This window comes from Brachyspira pulli, from assembly GCF_036997785.1.
Taxonomy (GTDB): domain Bacteria; phylum Spirochaetota; class Brachyspiria; order Brachyspirales; family Brachyspiraceae; genus Brachyspira; species Brachyspira pulli.
The window spans coordinates 64,512-87,567 of sequence record NZ_JAWLQI010000003.1; the positions used below are offsets into that span (position 1 = coordinate 64,512).

General features: G+C 28.3%; 23 protein-coding genes and 1 pseudogene. 12 read left to right on the forward strand and 12 right to left on the reverse strand.

Features of this window, described 5'->3' with window-relative positions; all coding sequences use genetic code 11:
* Window positions 1-185: 185 nt before the first annotated feature.
* The 9 genes and pseudogenes from R4K56_RS01580 to R4K56_RS01620 form a co-directional block, all read right to left on the reverse strand.
* Window positions 186-917: pseudogene (locus R4K56_RS01580) on the reverse strand (ankyrin repeat domain-containing protein).
* Window positions 918-1,070: 153 nt separating this feature from the next.
* Complete coding sequence (gene atpG / locus R4K56_RS01585) at window positions 1,071-1,949, reverse strand: ATP synthase F1 subunit gamma (protein ID WP_335757713.1); 879 nt, start codon at window positions 1,947-1,949, stop codon at window positions 1,071-1,073.
* A 218-nt stretch (window positions 1,950-2,167) separates the two neighbouring features.
* Window positions 2,168-3,667 carry a F0F1 ATP synthase subunit alpha gene (gene atpA, locus R4K56_RS01590; RefSeq protein WP_297298777.1) on the reverse strand — a complete coding sequence of 500 codons (1,500 nt, stop codon included), beginning with the start codon at window positions 3,665-3,667 and terminating at the stop codon, window positions 2,168-2,170.
* Between the two features lie 24 nt (window positions 3,668-3,691).
* Window positions 3,692-4,336 carry an ATP synthase F1 subunit delta gene (gene atpH, locus R4K56_RS01595; RefSeq protein ID WP_335771757.1) on the reverse strand — a complete coding sequence of 215 codons (645 nt, stop codon included), beginning with the start codon at window positions 4,334-4,336 and terminating at the stop codon, window positions 3,692-3,694.
* A 12-nt stretch (window positions 4,337-4,348) separates the two neighbouring features.
* Window positions 4,349-4,909 carry an ATP synthase F1 subunit delta gene (gene atpH, locus R4K56_RS01600; RefSeq protein WP_335769628.1) on the reverse strand — a complete coding sequence of 187 codons (561 nt, stop codon included), beginning with the start codon at window positions 4,907-4,909 and terminating at the stop codon, window positions 4,349-4,351.
* Window positions 4,910-4,962: 53 nt separating this feature from the next.
* A complete protein-coding gene (gene atpF, locus R4K56_RS01605; RefSeq protein ID WP_335771758.1) occupies window positions 4,963-5,466 on the reverse strand; it encodes a F0F1 ATP synthase subunit B in 504 nt (167 codons plus the stop codon).
* A 27-nt stretch (window positions 5,467-5,493) separates the two neighbouring features.
* A complete protein-coding gene (gene atpE, locus R4K56_RS01610; RefSeq protein WP_335771759.1) occupies window positions 5,494-5,715 on the reverse strand; it encodes an ATP synthase F0 subunit C in 222 nt (73 codons plus the stop codon).
* A gap of 44 nt (window positions 5,716-5,759) precedes the next feature.
* Entirely contained in the window at window positions 5,760-6,671 is a 912-nt protein-coding gene (gene atpB / locus R4K56_RS01615) for a F0F1 ATP synthase subunit A (protein ID WP_335771760.1), read from the reverse strand.
* 140 nt (window positions 6,672-6,811) lie between these two features.
* Window positions 6,812-7,147, reverse strand: coding sequence for an STAS domain-containing protein (locus R4K56_RS01620; protein ID WP_335757717.1), 336 nt, complete (start codon window positions 7,145-7,147; stop codon window positions 6,812-6,814).
* A 290-nt stretch (window positions 7,148-7,437) separates the two neighbouring features.
* Here R4K56_RS01620 and R4K56_RS01625 point away from each other — a divergent pair, with 290 nt between their 5' ends.
* The 11 genes from R4K56_RS01625 (at window position 7,438) to priA (ending at window position 19,171) form a co-directional block, all read left to right on the forward strand.
* Window positions 7,438-8,157, forward strand: a complete 720-nt coding sequence (locus R4K56_RS01625) for a TetR/AcrR family transcriptional regulator (protein ID WP_335760140.1) — start codon at window positions 7,438-7,440, stop codon at window positions 8,155-8,157.
* Window positions 8,158-8,213: 56 nt separating this feature from the next.
* Window positions 8,214-9,671, forward strand: a complete 1,458-nt coding sequence (locus R4K56_RS01630; RefSeq protein WP_335771761.1) for a TolC family protein — start codon at window positions 8,214-8,216, stop codon at window positions 9,669-9,671.
* 145 nt (window positions 9,672-9,816) lie between these two features.
* Window positions 9,817-13,011: an efflux RND transporter permease subunit gene (locus tag R4K56_RS01635; protein ID WP_335771762.1), complete on the forward strand. Its 3,195-nt coding sequence runs from the start codon at window positions 9,817-9,819 to the stop codon at window positions 13,009-13,011.
* 174 nt (window positions 13,012-13,185) lie between these two features.
* Complete coding sequence (locus R4K56_RS01640; RefSeq protein ID WP_335757720.1) at window positions 13,186-13,647, forward strand: hypothetical protein; 462 nt, start codon at window positions 13,186-13,188, stop codon at window positions 13,645-13,647.
* A gap of 4 nt (window positions 13,648-13,651) precedes the next feature.
* Entirely contained in the window at window positions 13,652-14,494 is an 843-nt protein-coding gene (panC, locus tag R4K56_RS01645) for a pantoate--beta-alanine ligase (RefSeq protein WP_335771763.1), read from the forward strand.
* A 33-nt stretch (window positions 14,495-14,527) separates the two neighbouring features.
* Window positions 14,528-14,785 carry a hypothetical protein gene (locus R4K56_RS01650; RefSeq protein ID WP_335760143.1) on the forward strand — a complete coding sequence of 86 codons (258 nt, stop codon included), beginning with the start codon at window positions 14,528-14,530 and terminating at the stop codon, window positions 14,783-14,785.
* 729 nt (window positions 14,786-15,514) lie between these two features.
* On the forward strand, window positions 15,515-15,733 hold the full coding sequence (locus R4K56_RS01655) for a hypothetical protein (protein ID WP_335771764.1): 219 nt from the start codon (window positions 15,515-15,517) through the stop codon (window positions 15,731-15,733).
* 167 nt (window positions 15,734-15,900) lie between these two features.
* Complete coding sequence (rplM, locus tag R4K56_RS01660; protein WP_335757724.1) at window positions 15,901-16,356, forward strand: 50S ribosomal protein L13; 456 nt, start codon at window positions 15,901-15,903, stop codon at window positions 16,354-16,356.
* 13 nt (window positions 16,357-16,369) lie between these two features.
* Window positions 16,370-16,768: a 30S ribosomal protein S9 gene (gene rpsI, locus R4K56_RS01665; protein WP_297300528.1), complete on the forward strand. Its 399-nt coding sequence runs from the start codon at window positions 16,370-16,372 to the stop codon at window positions 16,766-16,768.
* A gap of 45 nt (window positions 16,769-16,813) precedes the next feature.
* Window positions 16,814-17,179: a TraR/DksA family transcriptional regulator gene (locus tag R4K56_RS01670; RefSeq protein ID WP_335771765.1), complete on the forward strand. Its 366-nt coding sequence runs from the start codon at window positions 16,814-16,816 to the stop codon at window positions 17,177-17,179.
* A gap of 6 nt (window positions 17,180-17,185) precedes the next feature.
* Window positions 17,186-19,171, forward strand: coding sequence for a replication restart helicase PriA (priA, locus tag R4K56_RS01675; RefSeq protein ID WP_297300530.1), 1,986 nt, complete (start codon window positions 17,186-17,188; stop codon window positions 19,169-19,171).
* Here the strand turns inward: priA and R4K56_RS01680 are convergent, their stop codons facing one another.
* Window positions 19,172-19,780, reverse strand: coding sequence for a response regulator (locus R4K56_RS01680; RefSeq protein WP_297300531.1), 609 nt, complete (start codon window positions 19,778-19,780; stop codon window positions 19,172-19,174).
* Window positions 19,781-20,102: 322 nt separating this feature from the next.
* Here R4K56_RS01680 and R4K56_RS01685 point away from each other — a divergent pair, with 322 nt between their 5' ends.
* Complete coding sequence (locus R4K56_RS01685) at window positions 20,103-21,173, forward strand: mannose-1-phosphate guanylyltransferase (protein WP_335771766.1); 1,071 nt, start codon at window positions 20,103-20,105, stop codon at window positions 21,171-21,173.
* Window positions 21,174-21,194: 21 nt separating this feature from the next.
* On the opposite strand, the gene R4K56_RS01690 is transcribed toward R4K56_RS01685, so the two are convergent.
* Both R4K56_RS01690 and R4K56_RS01695 read right to left on the reverse strand, forming a co-directional pair.
* Window positions 21,195-22,049 carry a hypothetical protein gene (locus tag R4K56_RS01690; RefSeq protein ID WP_335757726.1) on the reverse strand — a complete coding sequence of 285 codons (855 nt, stop codon included), beginning with the start codon at window positions 22,047-22,049 and terminating at the stop codon, window positions 21,195-21,197.
* 18 nt (window positions 22,050-22,067) lie between these two features.
* The gene (locus R4K56_RS01695; RefSeq protein ID WP_335769952.1) at window positions 22,068-23,054 is read right to left on the reverse strand and encodes a hypothetical protein; all 987 of its coding nucleotides are present in this window, start codon (window positions 23,052-23,054) and stop codon (window positions 22,068-22,070) included.
* Window positions 23,055-23,056: the final 2 nt, after the last annotated feature.

Consider the following 23,056-nt stretch of genomic DNA (forward strand, 5'->3'; position numbering starts at 1 on the left):
ATTATTGCTAATAAAAATTGTTCGCTAATTTGGTCTAGCAAATAAATTTGCTAGACGCTCACAATTTATTATTTGTTGTTGCTAATAAAAATTGATTTATTAATAATTAAAAAATCTCGCTTTAAGGCTATAGCTATTTTATAGTTTATTCATCTTTAAAATATTAATGTATTACACAATTTATATTATTTGGCACCAAGTTCTTTTAATTTTTCTATTGCTGCATCTTTATTGGCATAATCTACAACTCCGTTGCCGTATTTATCTTTACTGTTTATATCAAAAGTATTTACTAAATATTCAAATACTTCTACATTTTCATACATAGCAGCACAATGAAGTCCGTTTACATCATAATTATTTTTGGAATAGACTAAATTAGAATCAAACTCTGCAAGCATTTTTATTACATCAACATTTCCAGAACCGCAAGCCCATAAAAAAGAATTCCACCCATTACTATCTTTAATATAAGGATCAGCACCATTATCAAGTAAATATTTCATTATACCCAAATCTCTATAAAATACAGCAAACATCAAAGGTATAGCATTTTCTACAGGATAAGTATAATCTGTAAACTCATTGTATATACTGTTGCTGTTATGAATTTGGTTAATATTATTTCATTTTTCTATTAGTTCAATTACTCTTTTTAAACTATGATTTTTTATAGCTTCAAATATATCATACTCCTCGCTGTATTCTCCTTCTTCTCTATCAGCATAAGAAAAATCAGAATTCATATTAACAAATTTACCCTGAACCTTTACAACATTAGTGTAGGTTTTATGATATATATTATCCGTATTACTTACATACATAGAATTATTATTTATACTAGCCTCTTCTTTTTTACCGCATGAAATTACTAAAACAATAATTAAAATAAAAGAAATTAATAATAATTTTTTCATAATACAGTCAAATAGTAGTCAATAATATAAAATATTATACTATAAAATTAGTAATTTTTATAAAGCACAATACTTTAAAGAATTTAAAATAAAAAAATACCATTCATAAAATAAATATATGAATGGTATTTAATTTTTTATATACAAAATAAATTATAAAGCCTCAGAACCGCCTATAATATCAAGAAGTTCATTAGTAATATGTTCTTGTCTTGCTCTGTTAGCTTTATTTTTAAGATCTGTTAATAATCTTTCAGCATTATCAGTAGCATTTCTCATAGCTATAGCTCTTTCAGCATTTTCAGACAAGAAAGAACTTGTAAGCATAAAATAAAAATATGTTTTAATAGCCATTGGAACAACTTCTTTTAATACATCTTCTATATTAGGCTCAATAACATAATCCAATTTCTTTTTAATTTTATGACCTTCAATATCTTCTTCATCGGGAATCATAGGAATCAAACTTTTAATTTTTGGTATATGTACAACTCTTGTATAATATCTTGTATATATAACTTCTACCCTTGAAGCATTATCAACTGCATATTCATGCATGAAACGCTGAACTACAGTAGCACAGTCATCAAAAGTAGATTCTTCATCTATACGAGGATATTTACGTGCTATAGGAATACCTTGTTTTTCAAAATATGATTCACCTTTCTTTCCAAGAACATGAAGCTCAACATCTCTACCATGTCTATGATGGTGTCTGATCCTTTCCATTGCCTCATCAAAAATTTTTGTATTATATGAACCGCATAAACCTCTTGTAGAAGTTACAACAAAAAGTATAATATTTTTTATTTTCTTTTTAGGGGCAAGTAAAGGGTGTACATGATCCATATCTGAATGAGAAAGGTCTTCTACTATTCTGTTTAATTTCTGAGTAAAAGGACGCATGCCCTGCTCTACTGTTAATATTTTAGCAGTTCTTGAACGTGCTATCATATCCATAGTTTTTGTTATTTTATGTATGCTTGTTACTGCTTTAATTCTTGCTTTTAATACATTAAGTTTCTCTGCCATAATCAAAACCCCAATTTTTTAATAACTTATATGCTATTAAAAATAAAGTACCAATATTTGACTTACACTAACATAATAGATTTTAAAACTTTTAATATCTAATTTAGATTTTTATCAATATGCACATAAAATCAAAATCTTTTTTGAGATGATTAATTATCTCATAAATTGACTATGATTTTTATGTGCTAATAATATCAAAAAACAAATTCTAGTAATTAGAATTTAGCTTTGAACTCTTCTATAATTTTATAAAGTCCGTCTATGTCAGCTATATCTTTTTTCTCTCTTATATCATCAAGTATATTCTGCTTATCAGCTCTCATATATTGAAGAAGTCTCCATTCAAACTCATGAACTCTATCAACTTCAATATTATCCAAGAAACCTTTAGTAGCAGCAAATATAACTACAACCTGTTCTTCAAAAGGTATAGGACTGTATTGTTTTTGTTTTAATAATTCAACCATTTTAGCACCTCTGTCTAATTGTGCCAAAGTAGCTTTATCAAGACCAATACCCAACTGAGAGAATGCCTCTAAAGATCTATAAGAAGCAAGGTCAAGTCTTAAAGTACCAGCAACTTTTTTCATCGCTTTAGTTTGAGCATTACCTCCAACACGTGAAACAGATATACCAACATCTATAGCAGGACGCACACCGCTCATAAATAAACTTGTAAGCAAGTATATCTGACCGTCAGTAATAGAAATAACGTTTGTAGGAATATAAGCAGATACCTCATTATCCTGAGTTTCTATTATAGGAAGTGCAGTTAAAGAACCGCCGCCTAATTCATCGCTAAGTTTTGCAGCTCTTTCAAGTAATCTTGAATGCAAATAGAAAACGTCGCCAGGAAAAGCTTCCCTTCCAGGAGGTCTTCTTAAAAGTAATGATATCTGTCTGTAAGCATTAGCCTGTTTAGTTAAGTCATCATATATAATTAATGTATCTTTCTTTTGTTCATACATAAAATATTCAGCCATAGCACAGCCAGCATAAGGAGCTATATAAAGCAAAGGAGCTGAATCAGCAGCAGTTGCAGCCACTACTATAGTATATTCTAAAGCACCATGCTGTCTTAAAGTTTCAACAACACCAGCAACAGTTGATGCCTTTTGACCTACTGCTACGTATACACATATAACGCCAGTACCTTTTTGATTGATTATAGCATCAAGAGCAATGGAAGTTTTTCCTGTACCTCTGTCGCCGATTATAAGCTGTCTTTGACCTCTGCCTATTGGAGTCATAGAGTCAATAGCTTTAATACCAGTTTGAAGAGGCTGTTTTACCGCTTGTCTGTCAGCAATACCAGGAGCTGGGAATTCTATAACTCTTCTTTTATCAGTTGTTATTTCACCATGACCATCTATAGGTGCCCCTAAAGGGTTAACAACTCTTCCTAATAATGCTTCACCAACAGGAACCTCTAATATTCTTTTTAATCTGCTAACCTTACTTCCTTCTTTAATACCGTAATAATCACCTAAAACTATAACACCTATAGTTTCTTCTTCCAAGTTAAAAGCAAGACCAACGGCACCGCTTTCAAAAAGTATCATTTCATTGGCCATAACATGTGGAAGTCCAATTACTCTTGCAATACCATCTCCTACCTCAACAACTACTCCCACTTCATTAGGAGTAAAATCAGCCTTATAATTCTTAATTTCTTCTTTAAGAACCGCTGCAATTTCACTAGCTTTTATATTCATAAGTAATTCCTCAAATATAAAATATCAATTATTTTCAGAAATAGAAGTTTTTAATTCTACAAGTAATTTTCTAATACTATAATCATAAACAACATCTTCTATTTCTATTACAACTCCACCCAAAATCTTTTCATCTATATTAAATGTAAAATGAACATCTTTATCTTTAACCATACCGCTAATACATTCTTTTAAGTTATCCATATCGTTAATATTGGTTATATCAGATGCAGTTGTAATTTTAGCAACTACAATATTATAATATTCATTACATAAATTTTCATACTCCACTATTATAGCAAATAAAGTATGAATTAAATCTCTTTCTATTAAAATAGCAATAAGATTAAAAGTTTCTTCAGATATATTATTAGCATATATTTTTTTTAATATACGCATTCTTAAATTACCATCTATGAAACTTGATTTAAAAAAATCAAATATATCTTTATCAACCAACAAAGATGAATAAACAACATTCAAATCATTTTTTATTTCTTCTATTTTTCCAACATCAGTAGCAACATCGAACATTGCCTTAGCATAATTTTTGGCACTAGATTCATTTTTTGTGATACGAGTAAATCTGCTTGCCTTTTCTCTTGTGGTTTCTTTAAGAACCTCTTTTTTTAAATCTTTTAAAATGCCTTCAGCAATAGACTCATCCATAAGTATATACTCCTACAATGTTTGATTATTTCCATAAGTAAATTTATTTTGTAATAAACCTATTTGGTTTTTTATACTATAATCATAAACTGTAGAACCAATATAAACTATTATGCCGCCTATAATACTATCATCTACCACTGTTTCATAAGATATTTCATTATTGGAAAAACATTTTACTGTTTGAATAATATCTTTTATGGTTTTATCATCAATAGCATAAGCTGTAATAATACGTACTCTAACTATATTATTATAATCGTCTACTATATCTTTATATAAATTAACTATATCAGGCAAAACGTCCATACTATCATGTTCTGCCAATATAGATACAAAAGCATAAGTTTCTTTAGAAAGTATAGGTTTTAATCTTTTATCTATTAATTCTTTTTTTTCTCTTTTAGAGACAAATCTATCAAAAAAATACTTTTTTATATCAATATCTTGAAATAATTTAGAACATTCAGTAAGTTCATTATATATTTCTTTTATCATGCCAAGCTGTTTAGCTACATCAAATATAGCAGTTGCTGTAGGCTTTAGTATTTCTAATTTTTCACTTTCTTTCATAAAACATCACTTCCTAAATACTTATGCTCCGTAATTTAAAAGTTTATTAAAAATTACTGCTCACTATTTTCTTTATTAGCATTATTAATAAACTCATTAATTAAAGCCTGATTGTCATCTTTATTGATATTTCTTTTAAGAATAGTCTCCGCCATAACAACAGCAATATCAAGTGCCTGTTTTTTCACACTATTCATAGCCTCTTCTTTAGACCTGTCTATTTCAGACATAATTTTGTTTTTATTAACTTCTGCTTCTTCTCTAGCATTATTAATAATTTTATCTCTAATTCTATTAGCTTCAACCCTTGCATTTTCTATAATAGCACTGGCTTCAGCTTTAGCATTATCAATCTGCTCTCTGTATGCTGCCAAAGATTTTTTAGCATTTTCTCTAGTTTTTTCTGCTTCTTCCAAATCTTCTTGAATTTTATCTGCTCTAGCATTCAAGCCTTTCAAAATTATTTTCCAAGTAGAAGCACCTAATATAGCAAGAACTAGTAAAAATGTGATCCAAGTCCAAATAATAATACCGGGATCTATTTTTAAAAGCGCCATACATATACCTCCAAATATTTTTTTTAATTATTTTGTAAATAATGCAAGAATACAAATAACTAAAGCAAATAAACCTACCCCTTCTATTAATGCTGCTGCTATAAGCATAACAGCTTGTATCTTTCCAGAAACTTCAGGCTGTCTGGCAACACCTTCAACTGCTCTAGAACCTATAAAACCTATTCCTAAACCAACTCCTATAGCTGCAAGTCCTGCACCAATTGCTGCTCCTAATATAGAAAGTTCCATTTTTTTATTCTCCTTTTTATTTAAATTTTATTTTAAATATTTATTTAATGCTCATCACTAATAGCAATTTCAATATAAACCGCTGATAATAATGAGAATATATAAGCCTGTAAAACTGCCACAAACATTTCAAGCACATATATAAAACTCAAAAATAATACCGCAAATGGCGCCACCAATACAGTACCAGACATAATTATCAAATAAGGTATTACCATCATCATTATATGCCCGCCTGTTATGTTTGCAAATAAACGTATTGCTAAAGCAAATGCCCTATTAAATAATGTAATAAACTCCAAAACCCATATTATAGGTATTAAAGGCAAAGGTAATCCTTTTGGAACTAAACCTGTCCAATATTTTATTATGCCTTTCTTTCTTATACCAGCAAATACATAAACTATAAATACTATTATAGCTATTGCACCTGTAAAGCCTATATTTGCTCCGATACCGCCTGCTAAATAGGCATGACCGCCGCCTTCTGTTGTTACTTTTATTAATGCTGGGATAAGACCTAATATATTAGAAAATAATACGAATAAAAAGACCGTGAGACAAAAAGGCACGTATCTTTTGCCTTCCTCACCCAATGTGGCCCCTATAACATCTTTATTCATATAATCAATTAAGCCTTCTAATATACTTTGTAAATATGTTGGTCTTTTAAATGGGCATTTTAATTTATGAGCAAGATATTTCATACTTAAAACTGATAAAACACCTGCTATAGTTACTAATATTATATGTTTTGTTACTTTGAAGTCAAAATTGAGATAATGTCCGAATCTTATTGGAAAAGTGTAAAATGGGTGTTCTGTATTATCTCCTATTTCCTCCATAATGTAATCATTAATACTTTCAGCTCCGTAAACCATATTTGTACTAAATATAGTGAAAAATATTAATATTAACACAAAAATTTTTTTCATTAAAATTACTTCTTTAAACATAATAAACAATTACTACCTTATAATAAGAAAAAATTCTATCAACTAAAAAATAAAAAATAATTTAAAATTAATTGTATAACTATTAAATAAAAAATCAACTATTATTTTTTATTTAAATTCGATGCAAAAATAAAAAATAATTAGAATTTTTCTAATGCTTCTGTTTCTGTTGTAAATATAGGAAAAAAGCTAGTAATTTTAGTAAGTTCAAACACTTTTTTTACAGGGTCTGTTACCTTTACAAAACATATCTTACCATTCACTTTTTTGAAAGCACCAAGAGCAGAAATAAAAACTCCTATTCCGCTGCTGTCTATATAGTATACATCTTCCATATCGATTACCATTTTCTTAGCACCTAAATCTATTTGTGAAAAAATAGCATCTTTTAAATCTGATGAAGTATAAACATCTATATCTCCATCTAATTTTATGACAACTGTATTATTTTCAAGTTCTTTAAAAGAAACTTCCATAAATAAACTCCATTTCATTCTATTACACAATTTTATAAGTTAATATTAAACTAAATCATATTTTTTACAATAGTTAATTATAATTTTTTAACATGTATAAAATGTATAATAATGTTTATTTATATACAAATACCTAATTAATTATATAAAAAATTTACAAATTTCTTATATAGTGTCTATTGACAATAAAAAGCAATTGTAATATTATGTACTTCACAAATAAAAATGACACTCGTATCGTTTTTATTTTCATATTAAAATTTCAAACATGAGGTGAATACCAAAAAGCAATGCCTAAAGTAAACGAAGAGTATTTTGAGAATAAGCGTAAGATAATACTAGAGGCAGCTATGAAAGTATTTTTAAGAAAACCTGCCTACAGTGTTACAATGAAGGATATTGTAAAAGAGTCTAAATTAAGTCAAGGGGGCGTTTATAAATATTTTTCAAATATAGATGAAATAGTAGTTTCTTTGCTAAATAGCAATAAAATAGATGTAAGCCCAAAATCAATCATAAATAAATATTATGATGAACCTGAAAAAGCTATATTTGAATTATTTGAATCATTTAAAAAGTTTTTTTTTGTAACTGCAAAAGAATTTGGTAAAATAATGTTTGAATTACAGCCAATATTCTTTAATGATAAGGAACGTTTTGAAAAATTAAAAAAAAATATAAACCAAGACCTTAATTTACATTTTTGGCTTACTGAATTATTTGTATTTATAGACAGAAAAATTGAGGAAAAATACTTTAATCCTATATTAGATCCTCATGACATTTATATGCAAATGATAGTTGCAGTTTCTGGAATAGGAAATGAACTAATATTAAATAAATATTATGATCTAAACATAAAACTGTCCTACTACAAAGGAGATTCAACAGGAAAAAAAGAAAAAAAAGATTTAGATGTGAATTTAGATAATTTAATAGATACGCTATATAAAACATTATTACTTTTACTTGGAAGTAACAATGTAAATAAATATAGTTTCAAAAATTAACTTAATTCAAATAATTATTATTTGAACTATTATATTGATTGTAATAAGGAGCGTAAATGAGAGTAAGTATAAAAATAATAGTAGTAAGTTTCATAATATTCATCAATATGTTATATGGTCAAACAAACACTTTAACTTATGCAGCATATATGGAAAGTATAAGAGATCAAATACCTGAATTAAAAATAAATGCTGTAACAGAAACTAATGCTGAAATGAATTTACTTAGTGCTAAAAGTTCCGGAGATGTTAATTTATCTGCTCAGCTTGGTGCTGTAGGTAAATACGGAAGTTTATCATCAAGCACTACAACTACAACAACAAGTCCTACTGTAGAAGCCGCTGGTATACAAGCTGGTATTGGTGTTGGTTCTTTAATACCATATTCAGGAACTAAATGGTCTGTTAATTTAACTCATAACTCTTTCTTAGGCGGTACTTTATATCCTGATGGTGTTCATGGAGTTGACTTTAATAATTATCAGCCTTCATTAACAATAGAAGTTACTCAGCCTTTATTAAGAAACTTTTTCGGTACTTTAGATAAATACCCTATAAAAGATGCTGAATATGCTCTTGCTATAGCTAAGCTTCAAAGAAAATTAGATGATGCAAGCGTAATAGTTTCATATCAGAAAATTTATTATCAATGGATAATGTATGAAAAACTTCTTGCTTACTATAGAAACATGTATATCACAGCAAGACGTTTTGAAAATCAGATGAGAGACAGATATAATAACGGACTTATAGATAATGACTCTTATCAAAATGCAAGAACACAAACTATGGTTTACAGTGACTATTATGCACAAAACCAAGTTTATTTAGACAGCCTTTTAACTACAGTAAGTTTCTTTATGCCTGTAACTAATTTAAAGCCTGATCATACAACTTGGGACGCTTACTTAGATTTAGGAAGCAATATGCAAATGGAATCCGTTCCTTTTGCTGACAGTGTAAACGGACAAATAGCTTATCAATCAAAAATAAGAGCTGAATACACTCTTGATGCTATGAAAAATGGTACTTTGCCTAATTTAGATTTAGTTGGAAGTGTTAGTTTAAATGGACTTAGCCCTAACAGTGATGGTTATTTCCAATCTTTTGGAAGTATGACAAATGTCGAATTTTTTGCCGGTGTACAATTCTCCTACCCTATAGGAAACAGAGCAAATAAAGCACAATATAAAATGGCTGAAAATTCATTATATGGAATAATAGCTCAATACGATCAATTAGAAAAGGATTTCAATACACAATTACAAACATATATTTCAAGATTCAATGCTTATAAAAATTTAATAGCAAGCAAGCAAATGCAAATAAGAGCAATCAATTCAAGAATAGCTACCCAGCTTCAAAAATTAGATCAGGGACGTTTAGAAGTTGATGATTTGCTTACTTCAAGACTAGAGCTTACAGCAACACAAACAGAACTATTAAATCTTCAATATGAGTTCATAACGACTATATTTGATTATAGGGCTTTACTTGCTATAGACTACGAATAAATAAATTTTTGATTTAGTGATTTTCATAAGGATTTAGAGGACTATAAATATTCATTGGGAGGTTAATTATTTATTACAAATTAGCCTCCTTAATGAAAAAATCTTTAATTACATACACAAAATATAATAGGAGATTAAGCAATATATGGAAAGAATTATAGTATTTTTTGCCAAAAAAACGATGCTTGTAAATATAATAGTAATGGCCGTATTATTTGTAGGTGGTTATTACTATTTTAATTTAAGAAAAGAATCTATTCCATCTACAGATTTGGATATGATGCTTATTGCTGTAACATATCCTGGTGCTACTCCGCTTGACGTAGAGCAAAACGCTGTTATACCTATAGAAGAAGAATTACAAGGTATATCTGGTATAGATGAATATGAAACAACAATAATTGAAAACGTTGCTATAATTATAGTAACATTAGATGAAACTCTGCCAGACAGACAGCCGGTAAAAGATGAAATATTTAGACAGATGCAGAACGTTCCAGACTTATCAGAAGATGTTGAAGAAGTTACAACTTATGACTTGAATCCTAATAAAATGTCCATATATACTTTAGCTGTACACTTTAAAGAGGGAATGGAAGGTGATGAAAGAGAATTATTCGATGTAAGCCAAATGCTCGAAAATGAGCTTGTAAGACTTGACGGTGTAGGTGAAGTAAGAATAGAAGGAAGAACAGATCCTGAAATTAAAGTATATATGGATCCTGTAAAAATGCAAAAAAATTATATAGCTTTAAGCGATGTTGTTAATGCTCTTAGTATAAGAAACGTTAGAGCTACTGGAGGAGATATAGAAACAGGCGGTAAGGAACAAACAGTAGTTACTTATGGTGAATTCCAATACCCTATGGAAGCAAGCAATGTTATTATACGTTCTACATTTAATGGTCAAAGAGTAAGAGTAAGCGATATAGCACGTGTTGTATCTGGATTTGAAGATAAAACTACATTGATGAGAGTTAATAGAGCTTCCGGATATTCTCTTTCCATTGTAAAAAATGAAAATGCTGACATTCTTAAAACTATTGATGTAGTAAATCAGTATTTAAAAGATAATGCTGATTTAATACCTGATAATATTCAAGTATCTGTTATGGGTGATAACTCAAGAACAATTAAATCTCTTTTAAGTATTGTAGCTTCAAACCTTATTCAAGGATTTATAATCATCTTCATAACTTTGATTATATTCTTGGATTTCAAAAGTGCTATGTTTACAAGCTTGGGAATGGTTATTACAATGTTCTCGTGTTTTATATACATGCAGATAGCAGGTATTACATTCAACACTATGTCATTAGCTGCTATTATTACAGTACTTGGTATGATAGTAGACAACTCGATAGTAGTATCTGAAAATATATTCAACTTTAAACAGGCAGGATATAAAGGACTTGAAGCTACAAGACTTGCCGTTTCCGATGTTGTAATGCCTATTGTGGCTTCAACACTTACAACTGTTGCTGCATTCTTCCCTATGCTTACAATCAGCGGTATGATGGGTAAAATATTAAATCTTTTCCCAAAAATCGTTATATTTACTCTTGTTGTAAGTATGCTTCAAGCTACTTTGCTTTTACCTAACCAATTACAAGATAAAGAAGATAAATATAAATCTTATAAACCTAAAAAGAAAGGCAAATTTAAAAATCCTCTTGATTTCGATAAAGATGCTTTATTCGATAAAATGAAAATACCTTTCGGAGCAATATTGGAGAAATTAATAAGTGTCAGATATATTGTTATAGGTGCATTCGTTGCTTTATTAATAGCTTCAGTATTCTTAGCACAAAACAGTTTCAAAAACTTTGTACTTATATATGATACAAGTGCTGATACTATAGTTATTAATATAGAAATGCCTACTGGTACAACTAAAGAAGTTACAACTAAAGAAATTGCTAAAATAGAAGATGTTGTAGCAAGCGTAGTTAAACCAGAAGAACTTGTTGCTTTATACTCACTTGTAGGAAAACAAGTTGACCAAGAAGTTGTTTCTGAAGAAAAAGGAAGTTTAGCCGGTATTATGGTTTATTTAGTACCTGCTGCTGAAAGAGACAGAACAGCCGATGAACTTGTTGCTTTAATCAATCAGGAAATAGATAAAACAGATATAAGACAAACTGTTCCTATATTCAGTATGAACACAAAAGGAAATATTGACCCAGGAGATCCTGTAGATATTAAAATAGTAGGAAACAATACTGAACTTGCTAAAAAGGCTAAAGATGAAATAAAAGAATTCTTAGCTACTGTACCTGGTGTTATCAATATAGATGATGATGATAAAGTTGGTAAAGAAGAATTAAGAGTTATGTTCGATTATGATAAAATAGCTGAACTTGGTGTTAATGTAGCAACTGTAGCTAATGAAGTAAGAACTGCATATTATGGTACAGAAGCTACATATATACAGGAACTTGAAAATAAATTAGATTTCAGAGTTGTATTTGATGATGAGTTTACTTATGATACTAAGTATTTAGAAAATCTTTTAATACCTAACTCTCAAGGAAGATTAATTTATCTTAAAAATCTTGCTACAATAGAAAAAGCTGACGGACTTGCTACATTAAAACACTATAATGGTCAAAGAACAATAACAATCACTGCTGGAATAGAATATGGTAAAAATACTTCTCAGCAGGTTATGGCTGCAGTAAGTGAAAGATTTAAAGATTTCAACAGACAATATAGAGGTTTAAAATTAGAATTCGGCGGTGAAGCTAAAGAAACTATGAAAGCCATAAAACAATTAGCTTTCAGTTTTGCTATGGCATTCATATTCGTATATATTGTATTATTACTTCAGTTAAACAGATTTATACAGCCTATTATGATAATGATAATCATTCCATTCGGTTTGATTGGTGTATTATTAGGATTTGCTATTCATAAAATGCCTTTATCATTCATGGGGGTTGTAGGTATCATTGGTTTGGCTGGTGTTGTTGTAAACAATGGTATTATACTTGTTGACTTAATTAACAAAATCATAGATGAAGGTGTAGAAGGCGGTAAAAAAGGTGTTGCTAAAGCCATTGTTGATGGTGCTAAACAGCGTCTTCGTCCTGTATTCTTAACTACTGTTACTACAGTTGTTGGACTTTTACCTACTGCTTATGGTATAGGCGGTAGAGCAGATATTATTATTCCTATAGTTATGGCATTAGCTTACGGACTTTTATTTGCTTCTTTGCTTACACTCATATTCTTACCTTGTATGTTTATGATTATGTTTGACTTAAGACTTATAAAAATTCCTTCTACAACAAATCCTTCAGAGGAAATTACTACAACTATAACTACTACAGGACATTAATTAATCATAACTTGTACTTAATGAATTGAAAGAAGTTAATAGAAATAATTCTGTTAACTTCTTTTATTTTATAAATAATAGTTGACAATTTTATTATTTAAAAATATTATTGTTTTTAAAATTAATAATATAAATATGATGAGTTGATTAAATTAAGAGGAGCTTTTTGTACAAATGCCTAAGACTATTAAATGTAAATCTTGTAAAACAGTAAATGATAAATACGCTAAACAATGCCGTTCTTGCGGTACTTTGCTTTATCCTGAAATTTCATATAAAAATGCCGCTATTGTTACTATTGTATTAGATGCTATATTTACTTTTGTATATTTATTTGGAATATATCTTTTTATTGTTAATTCTAATAATAATGAAACACCAAAATATATTACTTTGCTTCCGGCACCAAATACATTGCCTTATTTTCTAATAATATTATTATTTTTGGCATTTGCTGCTACTAAAGTACTTTATATATTAAATGTATTTGTATTAAAAAAAGAAATTATATTTACTATAAGACGTTTCAGTATGTTTATTGAGGCTATTATAATGTTTCCTTTACAAACAATACTTGCATTATATTTTTATGAACCTGCAACTAATCAGGATAAAATAATAAAGAAAATGGATTAAGTATATGGCTTTTACTATATTAAAAAGTATAAAAGGAACATATAAATTTATAAATGAAAATAAAAACAAATCTATAGCTCTTATACCTACAATGGGAGCTTTGCATGAAGGACATACTGCATTAATAAAAAAAGCAAAAAAAGAATGTGAAATAGTTGTTGTAAGTATATTTTTGAATCCGCTTCAATTTACTAAAGCAGAAGATATAGAAAAATATCCTCAAGATTTAGATAATGACAAATTAATGTTAGAAAAAAGTGAAGCTGATGCCCTATTCATACCTTCAGTAGAAGAAATGATACCTAATGATTATGGCACTTATATAAATATGGATAATATATACGGTAAATCTCATGGTATTAGCAGACCTTTATACTATAAGGGACTTGTCACTATAATGGCTAAACTTTTTAATATAATATCTCCTAATTCAGTATATTTTACAGAACATGATTATCAAAAAGTATTTATAATAAAAAAAATGATAAAAGATTTGGGATATAATATCTCTGTAAAAACAATACCTATAACAAGAGATAAAAGTATGCTTGCATTAAGCAGTTTAAATAGTTTATTAAGCGATAGAGAAAAAGAAGAAGCTACTATAATATATAAACTATTAAAAGAAGCCAGAGAAGAATTCAAAAAAGCTAGTACAAAATCATCATATTTAATAGATATAATAAAAAACAATTTGCGTGCTCATAAAATGCTGAAATTAGAATTTATTGATATTGTTGATAAAGATACCCTTGAAAGCATGCCAACTGCTACAAAAAATTCTATAATATTGATATCATGCTACTGCGGTTCAACAAGATTATTGGATAATATACATTTGAAATAATAAACTACAAAAAAATATATAAGCTATACAACTATGATTAAAAAAAATGACATTCAAACAATAATAAATATCGTTAATATAATCGGAAAAGATAAACTAATAGAAATTATAAAGATTTTTCAAATAAAAGATATATCTAAAATAGTTGATATAAATAATCTCATAAAAGACAAAAAATACATTGATTCTATAAAAAAAATCGATAAAAATGATCTTAATAGAATTATAAAAATTGTACATATAATTGGTATTAATGATATTATAGAAATAATTAAAAATATAAAAAAATAATTTTATTTTTGTTTTTATATATGGGGCTTTGCCCACTGCGAAGCACACAGCGTGCAGCTCTGCGTACTTCGTAACCCCCCAGTTCTTTTGCGACTGAAAAAAGTGCCTGCGACCATAGGAAGTCCTTTAGGGTGGTATTGGCACAGGGCACAGCCCCCTTCAGCAAGAACCTTATATCCTCGATAAACTCGGATACGCTTCGCGAAAGACTGCATTTTTAGTCCAAATCTAGGTTATATACTACACTTAATATATACCTAAACAATTATATTTTGTCAAAAATCAATTTATATTTTTGTTTTTATATATGGGGCTTTGCCCCAAACCCCACTTCTTTTGCCGACGCTCTGCGTGCCGTAGGCAAGGCACCTACTCGGTGTTGCCACAAAGAAGCAAAAAGGCTATATTTGAACTTAAATGTAATAAATTATTTTACATGTAAGACAATTTTAGTATGATTTAGTACTAATTTCATCATTGCACTTTCGCGAAGCGTATCCAAGCCTGTCGAGGATATAAGCAACTTTGACGAAGTCCGCAGAGCGTGTGCGGCGGGAAAAAGTTGCCTAAAAAAATGACAAACTTAAAAATTTTCAGTATACACTAATAATTCTAACTGTAAATATATACAATTAAAAAAGTTTAAAAACATATTTAAAAATGAAGATAAATATTCTATACTAATAATAGAAAGAAAGAATATTTATTTATTGTATAATATGTATAATTATGAAAAATATAAAAACAATATCTAAAATAGTAAAAATAGTGGGTTTCAAAAAAATACAAACCATAATAAAACTAATCGGAATCAAAAATATACCAAAACTAATAAAAGCAAATGGAATTGTAGACTTTATTCATATTTTAGGCATAAAAAAAGCTAGTAAAATAATCAGCTTAATAGGATTAAAAAATACCTATCTCATCATAAAAAGCATAAAATAAAAATTCGTACTTATACTCAAATTTCAATAATTTTCAATAATTAATAATAAAATATACAGCATTAAAATTTGACTTTACACTATTTTGATGTTATAATTACGCACCGTTACATTTTTAGATTAAAAACTACCAAATTTTTTAAAACGTTAAATCAAGGTGTGTATTTTATGGATAAAAAAACATTGAAAACAAAAAATAGTACTTACGTTTTATCACAAAAAGATATCAAACAAAATTGGTTAATTATTGATGCTAAAGGTAAGTCATTGGGAAGAGTTGCTAGCAGAGCAGCTTATATGCTTAAAGGTAAACACAAAGTTGACTATGCATACAATTTAGATAATGGTGATTATGTTATTATAATCAATGCTAAAGACATAGTTTTAACAGGAAATAAAAAGAAAGGAAAAATTCACTATAGACATACTGGTTATCCTGGTGGTATAAAAGCTATAACTTATGGCGAACTACTTGAGAAAAACCCTGAAAGAATGGTAAAAATAGCTGTAAAAGGCATGCTTTCTCATAACCCATTAGGCAGACTTCATCTTAAAAAATTAAAAGTGTATGCTGGAAGTGAGCATCCGCATGAAGCTAACAAACCTACTGTAGTAAATATATAATTAGGAGATAACAATGGCAGCTAAACAATTAACTATTTTTACTGGTAAAAGAAAAACAGCTAATGCTAGAGTACGTATAACTTTAGGAAGCGGTAAAATATTAATAAATGGTAAAAATTACACTGATTATTTCTGCAATAGAGCAGCTCTTATCAAAGTTGTAGAAGATGCTTTAAAAGTAACAGGTAATTTTGGTAAATATGATGTATTAGCTAATGTACATGGCGGCGGAGTTTCTGCTCAGGCTGATGCTGTTAGACATGGTATTGCTAAAGCTTTAGTTAGCGAAAGTCAGGATTTCAGAACTACTTTAAAAAGAAATGGTTTTCTTACAAGAGATTCCCGTGTTGTTGAACGTAAGAAATATGGTAGATCTGGTGCTAGAAAACGCTTCCAATTCTCTAAACGTTAAGTTTTTATCCTAGCAATTATATTTTTAGATAAAAGGTTTATATAAATGACTGCTAAGAAATTAAAGAAGTTTAAAGATTTATTACTAGAAGAAAAGAAGAAAACTTTAGATGAGCTTTTAAGCGGTAACGAAACTTATGAAGCTCTTAAAGAAGATTCATATGGAGATATGGCAGATATAGCATTTCAGGCTTATGAAAAACAAAATTTAGTTAATTTTTCTCAAAAAGAAAAAGATAAGTTAGAAATGCTTAATAATGCTCTTAAAAGAATAGAAGACGGATCTTATGGTAAATGTATAGATTGTAAAGAAGAAATCAATGAAGAAAGATTAACTGCTTTACCTTATACTTTAAGATGCGTAAATTGTATGGCTAAATACGAAGATAAAAAACGCCGTGAAAAAATGTAATTAATAATGTATGTCAAAGTCATTTTTAATTTACCAATAGATAAAATACTTACATACAAAAAACCAGATGAGATTAATGATAGCTTGGTAGGATGTAGGGTTGTTGCCCCTATTAAAGGAAAAAACAACAAAGGCATCGTTATTGAAGAAATCGAAACTTTAGATGGTGACTATAAAGTATATCCTATCAAAGCTAGAATTGATCTTGAACCTATCTGTTCAGATAAAGAATTTCAATTAGCTAAATGGATGAGTAATTATTACCATTCATCTTTCGGAGAAGCACTTTTCGCTGCATTGCCTGTAGGAACACCCGCAAAAAAAGAAAAAAAAGCTAAACCAATACCTGCAAAACAAAAACCATATTTAAAACTTAATGATGAACAAGAAACTGTACTAAAAAGAATCAATGAAAGTATAGAATCTAATAATCCAAAAACTTTTTTACTTCATGGTGTAACTGGAAGCGGTAAAACAGAAGTTTATCTGCAGGCTATTAAAAAAGTCGTAGATATGGGAAAGCAGGCTATTGTTATACTTCCTGAAATATCTTTGACACCTCAAACTATCAAAAGATTTGCTGAAAGATTTGAAGGTAAAATAGCTGTACTTCATAGTAAATTATCTCCAAATTCTAAATACAGATACTGGCAAATGATAAAAAAAGATGAGATAAAAATTGTTATAGGTGCAAGAAGTGCTATATTCTCCCCTACTCCTAATTTAGGAATCATAGTAATAGACGAAGAACATGAAACCAGTTATAAGGCAGGAGATACTCCAAGGTACCATGCAAGGCAAGTTGCATTCTATAGAAAAAGTAAAGAAAATGCTACATTGCTATTAGGAAGTGCTACTCCATCTATAGAAAGTTTTTATCATGCTACAACTGGTAAAATAGAACTTCTTACTCTAAATAAAAGAGCTGCTTCTGTGAATATGCCTGAAGTAAAAATATTAGATTTGAAAAAAGAAAAAAGAGCAGAAGCATTTCCAATGATAACTCAAAAATTGGTAGAAGAAATCAATAACAAATTAGAAAAGAAAGAACAGATTATATTATTTTTAAATAGAAAAGGATATGCCCCTGTTGTTACTTGTTCATATTGTCAAAGGGTATTAGAATGTCCTAATTGTTCTGTTTCTTTAACATATCATAAAAAGAAAAATGTGGTTATGTGCCATTACTGCGGATATACACAATTTTTAGATGAACTTTGTGATGAATGTAAGATAGGACATTTTGAAAGAATAGGAAGCGGTACAGAAAAAGTTGAAGAACATTTAAATATACTATTTCCAAAAGCTGTAATAGAAAGAATGGATCAGGATACCGTAGGCGGAACTAAAAATTACGAAAAAATATTCAAAAGATTTTCTGACGGAGAAATAGATATACTTATAGGAACACAAATGATAGCTAAAGGACTTGATTTTCCTAATGTTACTTTGGTTGGTGTTTTATTTGCAGATATGTCGCTTCATATTCCAGATTTTAGAAGTGCTGAAAGAACATTCAATTTAATAACTCAAGTTGCGGGAAGAAGCGGAAGGGGTGAAAAAAAAGGTGTTGTATATATACAAACTTATTCGCCTAATAATTACAGTATTGAATGTGCCAAAAATCATGATTATATATCATTCTATAATAGAGAAATAGAAAACAGAAAAGCTCCTTTAAATTACCCTCCATTTTCAAGATTGGTAAGATTGGTTATAAGAGGATTAGACGAGAAAAAGGTTGAAAGTGATGCCAATATGATAGCCGATATGCTTAGAATGGAAACTTATAATGATTCTGATAAAATTATCATATTAGGAGCTGTAGCCTGCACAATAAGTAAATTAAATAAATATTATAGATGGAATATATTAATAAAAACTCCATCTCATTCCCTATTAAAAGGATTCTTCAAAAAACTTAATGACAGTTTTACAGCTCAAAAAGGCAATTATGTAGAAATAGATATAGATCCTATCAATATGCTATGATCATACATCAACATAAAATCTTATAGCATTTTTTATTCTAGCTTTAAGTTCATTTTGACCTACAGGTTTTTTAACATAGTCGCAAGCACCTTTCTCTAAACCATTAACTACATCATCTTCATTGTATCTTTTAGTAATGATTATTATTAATGCTGTTCTTAAAGATATTTCTTTTTTTATTTCATCTAATAAATAGAAATAATCCTTATCTTCTGATAAATTAATATCCATCAAAATTATATCAGGAGAAATTTTTTTTAGTTCTTTAAGCGGATTAGTAAGATTAGATATGCAAACTATATCATAATCATCACTTAACCATTCAAGATAGTTTTTTCTTGTAATCTCCATAGGTTCTATGAGGGCTATTTTGTATTTAGAATGTTTTCTTTTTAATTTCATTCTTTTGTCTTTTTTGTTAAAGGCTAAAAAAGCTTTCAAATCAGCATAACGTATTTTATATCTTTTTCCAGGAGTGATATCCGCTTTTAGACCATAATGTCTAACCCAATAATTAACTGTAGTTCTTGAAACCCCGACTATTTTTGCTGCGTCAATAGGTGATAGCATGTCATCATCGTCATATATTAGTTGCTCAGTATTGTTCATATAACCTCTCAAAATAAAATTAATAAAAAACTCTCCCCATTATAGTATAAAGATTAATACATAATGAAATTTTTGTCAAATAAAAAATATTTAAATTATAATTAATATTCATAGATTTATATTTATTTATTCATATTATAACTACATTTTTTACATAAAAATGATTTTTTTTTAAACTAATGTATAAAATGTAAATAGAGTTTAGATTAAAAAATATCTTTTATGACACAATTTTATGATAATAAAAATACTATAATCCTTGTTTTTTATCTCTTTTTTAACTATAATTAATAATATAAAATAATAAAAAAGGATATAAATAATGAAAAAAGCTATACTTATTATAGCCGGAGGAATAGGAGAAAGACTATGGCCTCTAAGCAGAGAGAATAAGCCAAAGCAATTTTTAAACATTATAGAAGACAAATCATTAATAGAGCAAACGATCAATAGGGCATTAAAAATAACTACAGAAGATAATATATTTATAGTTACTGGAAAAAGGTATGAAGAAGCGTTTGCAAAATATATTCCGTCATTCAAAAAAGAAAATATAATATATGAACCATTAGGCAGAGATACTACAGCAGCTATAGCATTAGGTGTATCTGTAATAAAAGAAAGAATAGGAGAAGCAATTGTAGCAATACTTCCTGCTGACCCTATCATAAAAGATGAAAAATTATTTATAAAATCTATAGAAGATTCCATTGAAGTAACCAAAACTACAAATCATATTGTAATTATAGGAATAAATCCAAACAGAGCTGAAACTGGTTATGGATATATAAAACTTAAAGATAAAATTAAAGATAATGAATATAATGTTGACAGATTTGTAGAAAAGCCTAATTATGAAAATGCATGCAAATTTTTGGAAGACGGCAATTATTTATGGAATAGCGGAATGTTTATATGGTCTGCTGATAATATATTGAATTCTGTTAATGAATTTATGCCTGATACATATAATAAAGTAATGGCAACTTTAAAAGCAAAAGATGATAATGAAAAAGAAGAAATATTCAAAACTATAGACAAAGTATCATTCGACTTTGGTATAATGGAAAAGTTAGAAAATATTATATGTATTAAGGCTCATTTCTTCTGGGACGATTTAGGTGCTTTTTCTGCTTTGGGAAGAATACATGATAAAGATAACAATAATAATGTAATTGTTGGAAATGTATATGCTAAAGAATCACATGATAATATTATAATTAATGATGATAAAGAAACTTTCATAGCAATAGATGGCGTAAAAGATTTAACTATAGTAAAATCTAATGGTGTACTTTTAATATATCCTAATAACAGAGATTCAAAAATCAAAGATATATTAAAAGACATAAGAGAAAATGAAGATTTAAAAGATAAAAGACATTTACTTTAAATATTATTAATAATAAGTATTCTAATTGTTATTTTTTCTATTAGAATACTTATTATTAAGCAAAGTTTCTTTATACATTTTATCTTTAGCTTCTTTAATTTGTTCTAATTCTTTTTTCTTCTTTTCTTTTTCTTTTTTCTCTTTTTGATTATCTTCTATAAGTTTTCCGTTTATAACTACATTTTTAAATTCTATATTCTTATTTTCTGTAATTTCAACAGGTATAGTATTGCCTTTTATCTGTACATTTTCAAATTTCAATGATTTATAAAATTTAATATTCCTAAAGTCAGCGTCGCCTTCTATAACAATATTTTCAAAACTAGCATCGCCTATCAAACTAGAATTAAGCAAACTAAAATTATTCTTAAAATATATATGGTTAAATTTTAATTTATCCATTATATCCGAATTAGAAATACTGCAGTTACAATCAACAGTTATATTATCAATATCAAGCGAATAAAGATTTGATAAAGACATATTAAAATCCATATTTATTTTAGAATTTTTAATAATTATTTCTTTATGAACATTAGACATAACTATAAAAATACCGCTGTCAAAATCAGAATCTGTAAAATCCAAAGAAGCTTTTAAATCATAATTTCTTATATGAAATGGGCCGTAAAATGAAGAATTTCTAAATAATAAATTGGCATCTTTTAATATTTTTAATCCCTCAAAACTAAATCCATCATAACTAATCATATAAGAGAAATTATAATATCCTCTATAAATATCATCTCTTATAATACGTCTGAAAAGTCCCTCTGGTTTATCATCACTATCATGATGAATAATGCATAAACCATCTTTATATTCTTCTCTGTCGCAATTTTCTGTACTAGATATTTTTTGTTTACAAATAGCCATAATAAATCAATTACTTAATTAAAACATAAAACTCATACCTATATCATGTGAAATATTATCTTTACTAAAATTATCAAAACAAATAGCATAATCAAGTCTGAATAATTTCACATAAATAGATAAACCCAAAGAAGCACCTTTATTGCCTACTCCTACTCTAGCTAAAATACCGCTAGGCAATTTAGTTGCAAATCTCTTTTGTATAGCACTAGGAGCATCTAATATAGTTTCAGGCAAATCATCATACCAAGTGCCTTTTTCTTTAAATAAACCTAATTTATTAAAATCTATAATCATAGCTTCAAGACCAACTGATACATTATGTGTAACAGAAGGTACTGATATAGTATATTGTGCTGTTATAGAAAAACTATTATCGCTTTTACTGTAAGCTAATGAAGCTACTATATCTGTATCAACTTTTGCAAAAACATTATCATAAAAACCAAAATTTCTCACTCCAATACCAAGCTTCAAACTAGGAGTAAATAATGACTGCATATATGATACATCAAAAAACATACCAAAGTTATTATCTTTTTCGCTATTATTAATTACTGTTTTTATATTTCCGCCTATAAAAGCATTATCATTAATAGCATAAGCGGCACCAACATTTATCAAATATAATCCGCTGTATATATCATTCTTTTTTATTCCAGAATTATCATAAGAATATATTTTATTAATCTCGGAAGCAAAACCAACGCCCACTGCATAAGAAGCCCCTATATGAGCATAGGAAGCATTGAATATATATTCATTTTTTGGATCTGATGTAACAGTATAATTTAAATTAACGCTGTCTCTTAATACTCCCATCAAGGAAGCAGCATTCATAAATATAGATGAAGAATCATTACCAATTAAAAATCCTGACTTCATCATACCTTTTGATCTTGTGCTTGTTGTGTCCAAAATAGACAATGAATGCTTTGAAGATGTAGATGCTGCATAAGTTAAAGAAGCATATATCAATAATATAACAAATATTCTTTTTATCATTT

What these genes read in the sequence shown, in the direction of transcription:
- atpG (WP_335757713.1), bottom strand. Translation starts at nt 1,949, where the DNA reads ATGGCAGAGAAACTTAATGTATTAAAAGCAAGAATTAAAGCAGTAACA.
- atpA (WP_297298777.1), bottom strand. Translation starts at nt 3,667, where the DNA reads ATGAATATAAAAGCTAGTGAAATTGCAGCGGTTCTTAAAGAAGAAATT.
- atpH (WP_335771757.1), bottom strand. Translation starts at nt 4,336, where the DNA reads ATGGATGAGTCTATTGCTGAAGGCATTTTAAAAGATTTAAAAAAAGAG.
- atpH (WP_335769628.1), bottom strand. Translation starts at nt 4,909, where the DNA reads ATGAAAGAAAGTGAAAAATTAGAAATACTAAAGCCTACAGCAACTGCT.
- atpF (WP_335771758.1), bottom strand. Translation starts at nt 5,466, where the DNA reads ATGGCGCTTTTAAAAATAGATCCCGGTATTATTATTTGGACTTGGATC.
- atpE (WP_335771759.1), bottom strand. Translation starts at nt 5,715, where the DNA reads ATGGAACTTTCTATATTAGGAGCAGCAATTGGTGCAGGACTTGCAGCT.
- atpB (WP_335771760.1), bottom strand. Translation starts at nt 6,671, where the DNA reads ATGTTTAAAGAAGTAATTTTAATGAAAAAAATTTTTGTGTTAATATTA.
- R4K56_RS01620 (WP_335757717.1), bottom strand. Translation starts at nt 7,147, where the DNA reads ATGGAAGTTTCTTTTAAAGAACTTGAAAATAATACAGTTGTCATAAAA.
- R4K56_RS01625 (WP_335760140.1), top strand. Translation starts at nt 7,438, where the DNA reads ATGCCTAAAGTAAACGAAGAGTATTTTGAGAATAAGCGTAAGATAATA.
- R4K56_RS01630 (WP_335771761.1), top strand. Translation starts at nt 8,214, where the DNA reads ATGAGAGTAAGTATAAAAATAATAGTAGTAAGTTTCATAATATTCATC.
- R4K56_RS01635 (WP_335771762.1), top strand. Translation starts at nt 9,817, where the DNA reads ATGGAAAGAATTATAGTATTTTTTGCCAAAAAAACGATGCTTGTAAAT.
- R4K56_RS01640 (WP_335757720.1), top strand. Translation starts at nt 13,186, where the DNA reads ATGCCTAAGACTATTAAATGTAAATCTTGTAAAACAGTAAATGATAAA.
- panC (WP_335771763.1), top strand. Translation starts at nt 13,652, where the DNA reads ATGGCTTTTACTATATTAAAAAGTATAAAAGGAACATATAAATTTATA.
- R4K56_RS01650 (WP_335760143.1), top strand. Translation starts at nt 14,528, where the DNA reads ATGATTAAAAAAAATGACATTCAAACAATAATAAATATCGTTAATATA.
- R4K56_RS01655 (WP_335771764.1), top strand. Translation starts at nt 15,515, where the DNA reads ATGAAAAATATAAAAACAATATCTAAAATAGTAAAAATAGTGGGTTTC.
- rplM (WP_335757724.1), top strand. Translation starts at nt 15,901, where the DNA reads ATGGATAAAAAAACATTGAAAACAAAAAATAGTACTTACGTTTTATCA.
- rpsI (WP_297300528.1), top strand. Translation starts at nt 16,370, where the DNA reads ATGGCAGCTAAACAATTAACTATTTTTACTGGTAAAAGAAAAACAGCT.
- R4K56_RS01670 (WP_335771765.1), top strand. Translation starts at nt 16,814, where the DNA reads ATGACTGCTAAGAAATTAAAGAAGTTTAAAGATTTATTACTAGAAGAA.
- priA (WP_297300530.1), top strand. Translation starts at nt 17,186, where the DNA reads ATGTATGTCAAAGTCATTTTTAATTTACCAATAGATAAAATACTTACA.
- R4K56_RS01680 (WP_297300531.1), bottom strand. Translation starts at nt 19,780, where the DNA reads ATGAACAATACTGAGCAACTAATATATGACGATGATGACATGCTATCA.
- R4K56_RS01685 (WP_335771766.1), top strand. Translation starts at nt 20,103, where the DNA reads ATGAAAAAAGCTATACTTATTATAGCCGGAGGAATAGGAGAAAGACTA.
- R4K56_RS01690 (WP_335757726.1), bottom strand. Translation starts at nt 22,049, where the DNA reads ATGGCTATTTGTAAACAAAAAATATCTAGTACAGAAAATTGCGACAGA.
- R4K56_RS01695 (WP_335769952.1), bottom strand. Translation starts at nt 23,054, where the DNA reads ATGATAAAAAGAATATTTGTTATATTATTGATATATGCTTCTTTAACT.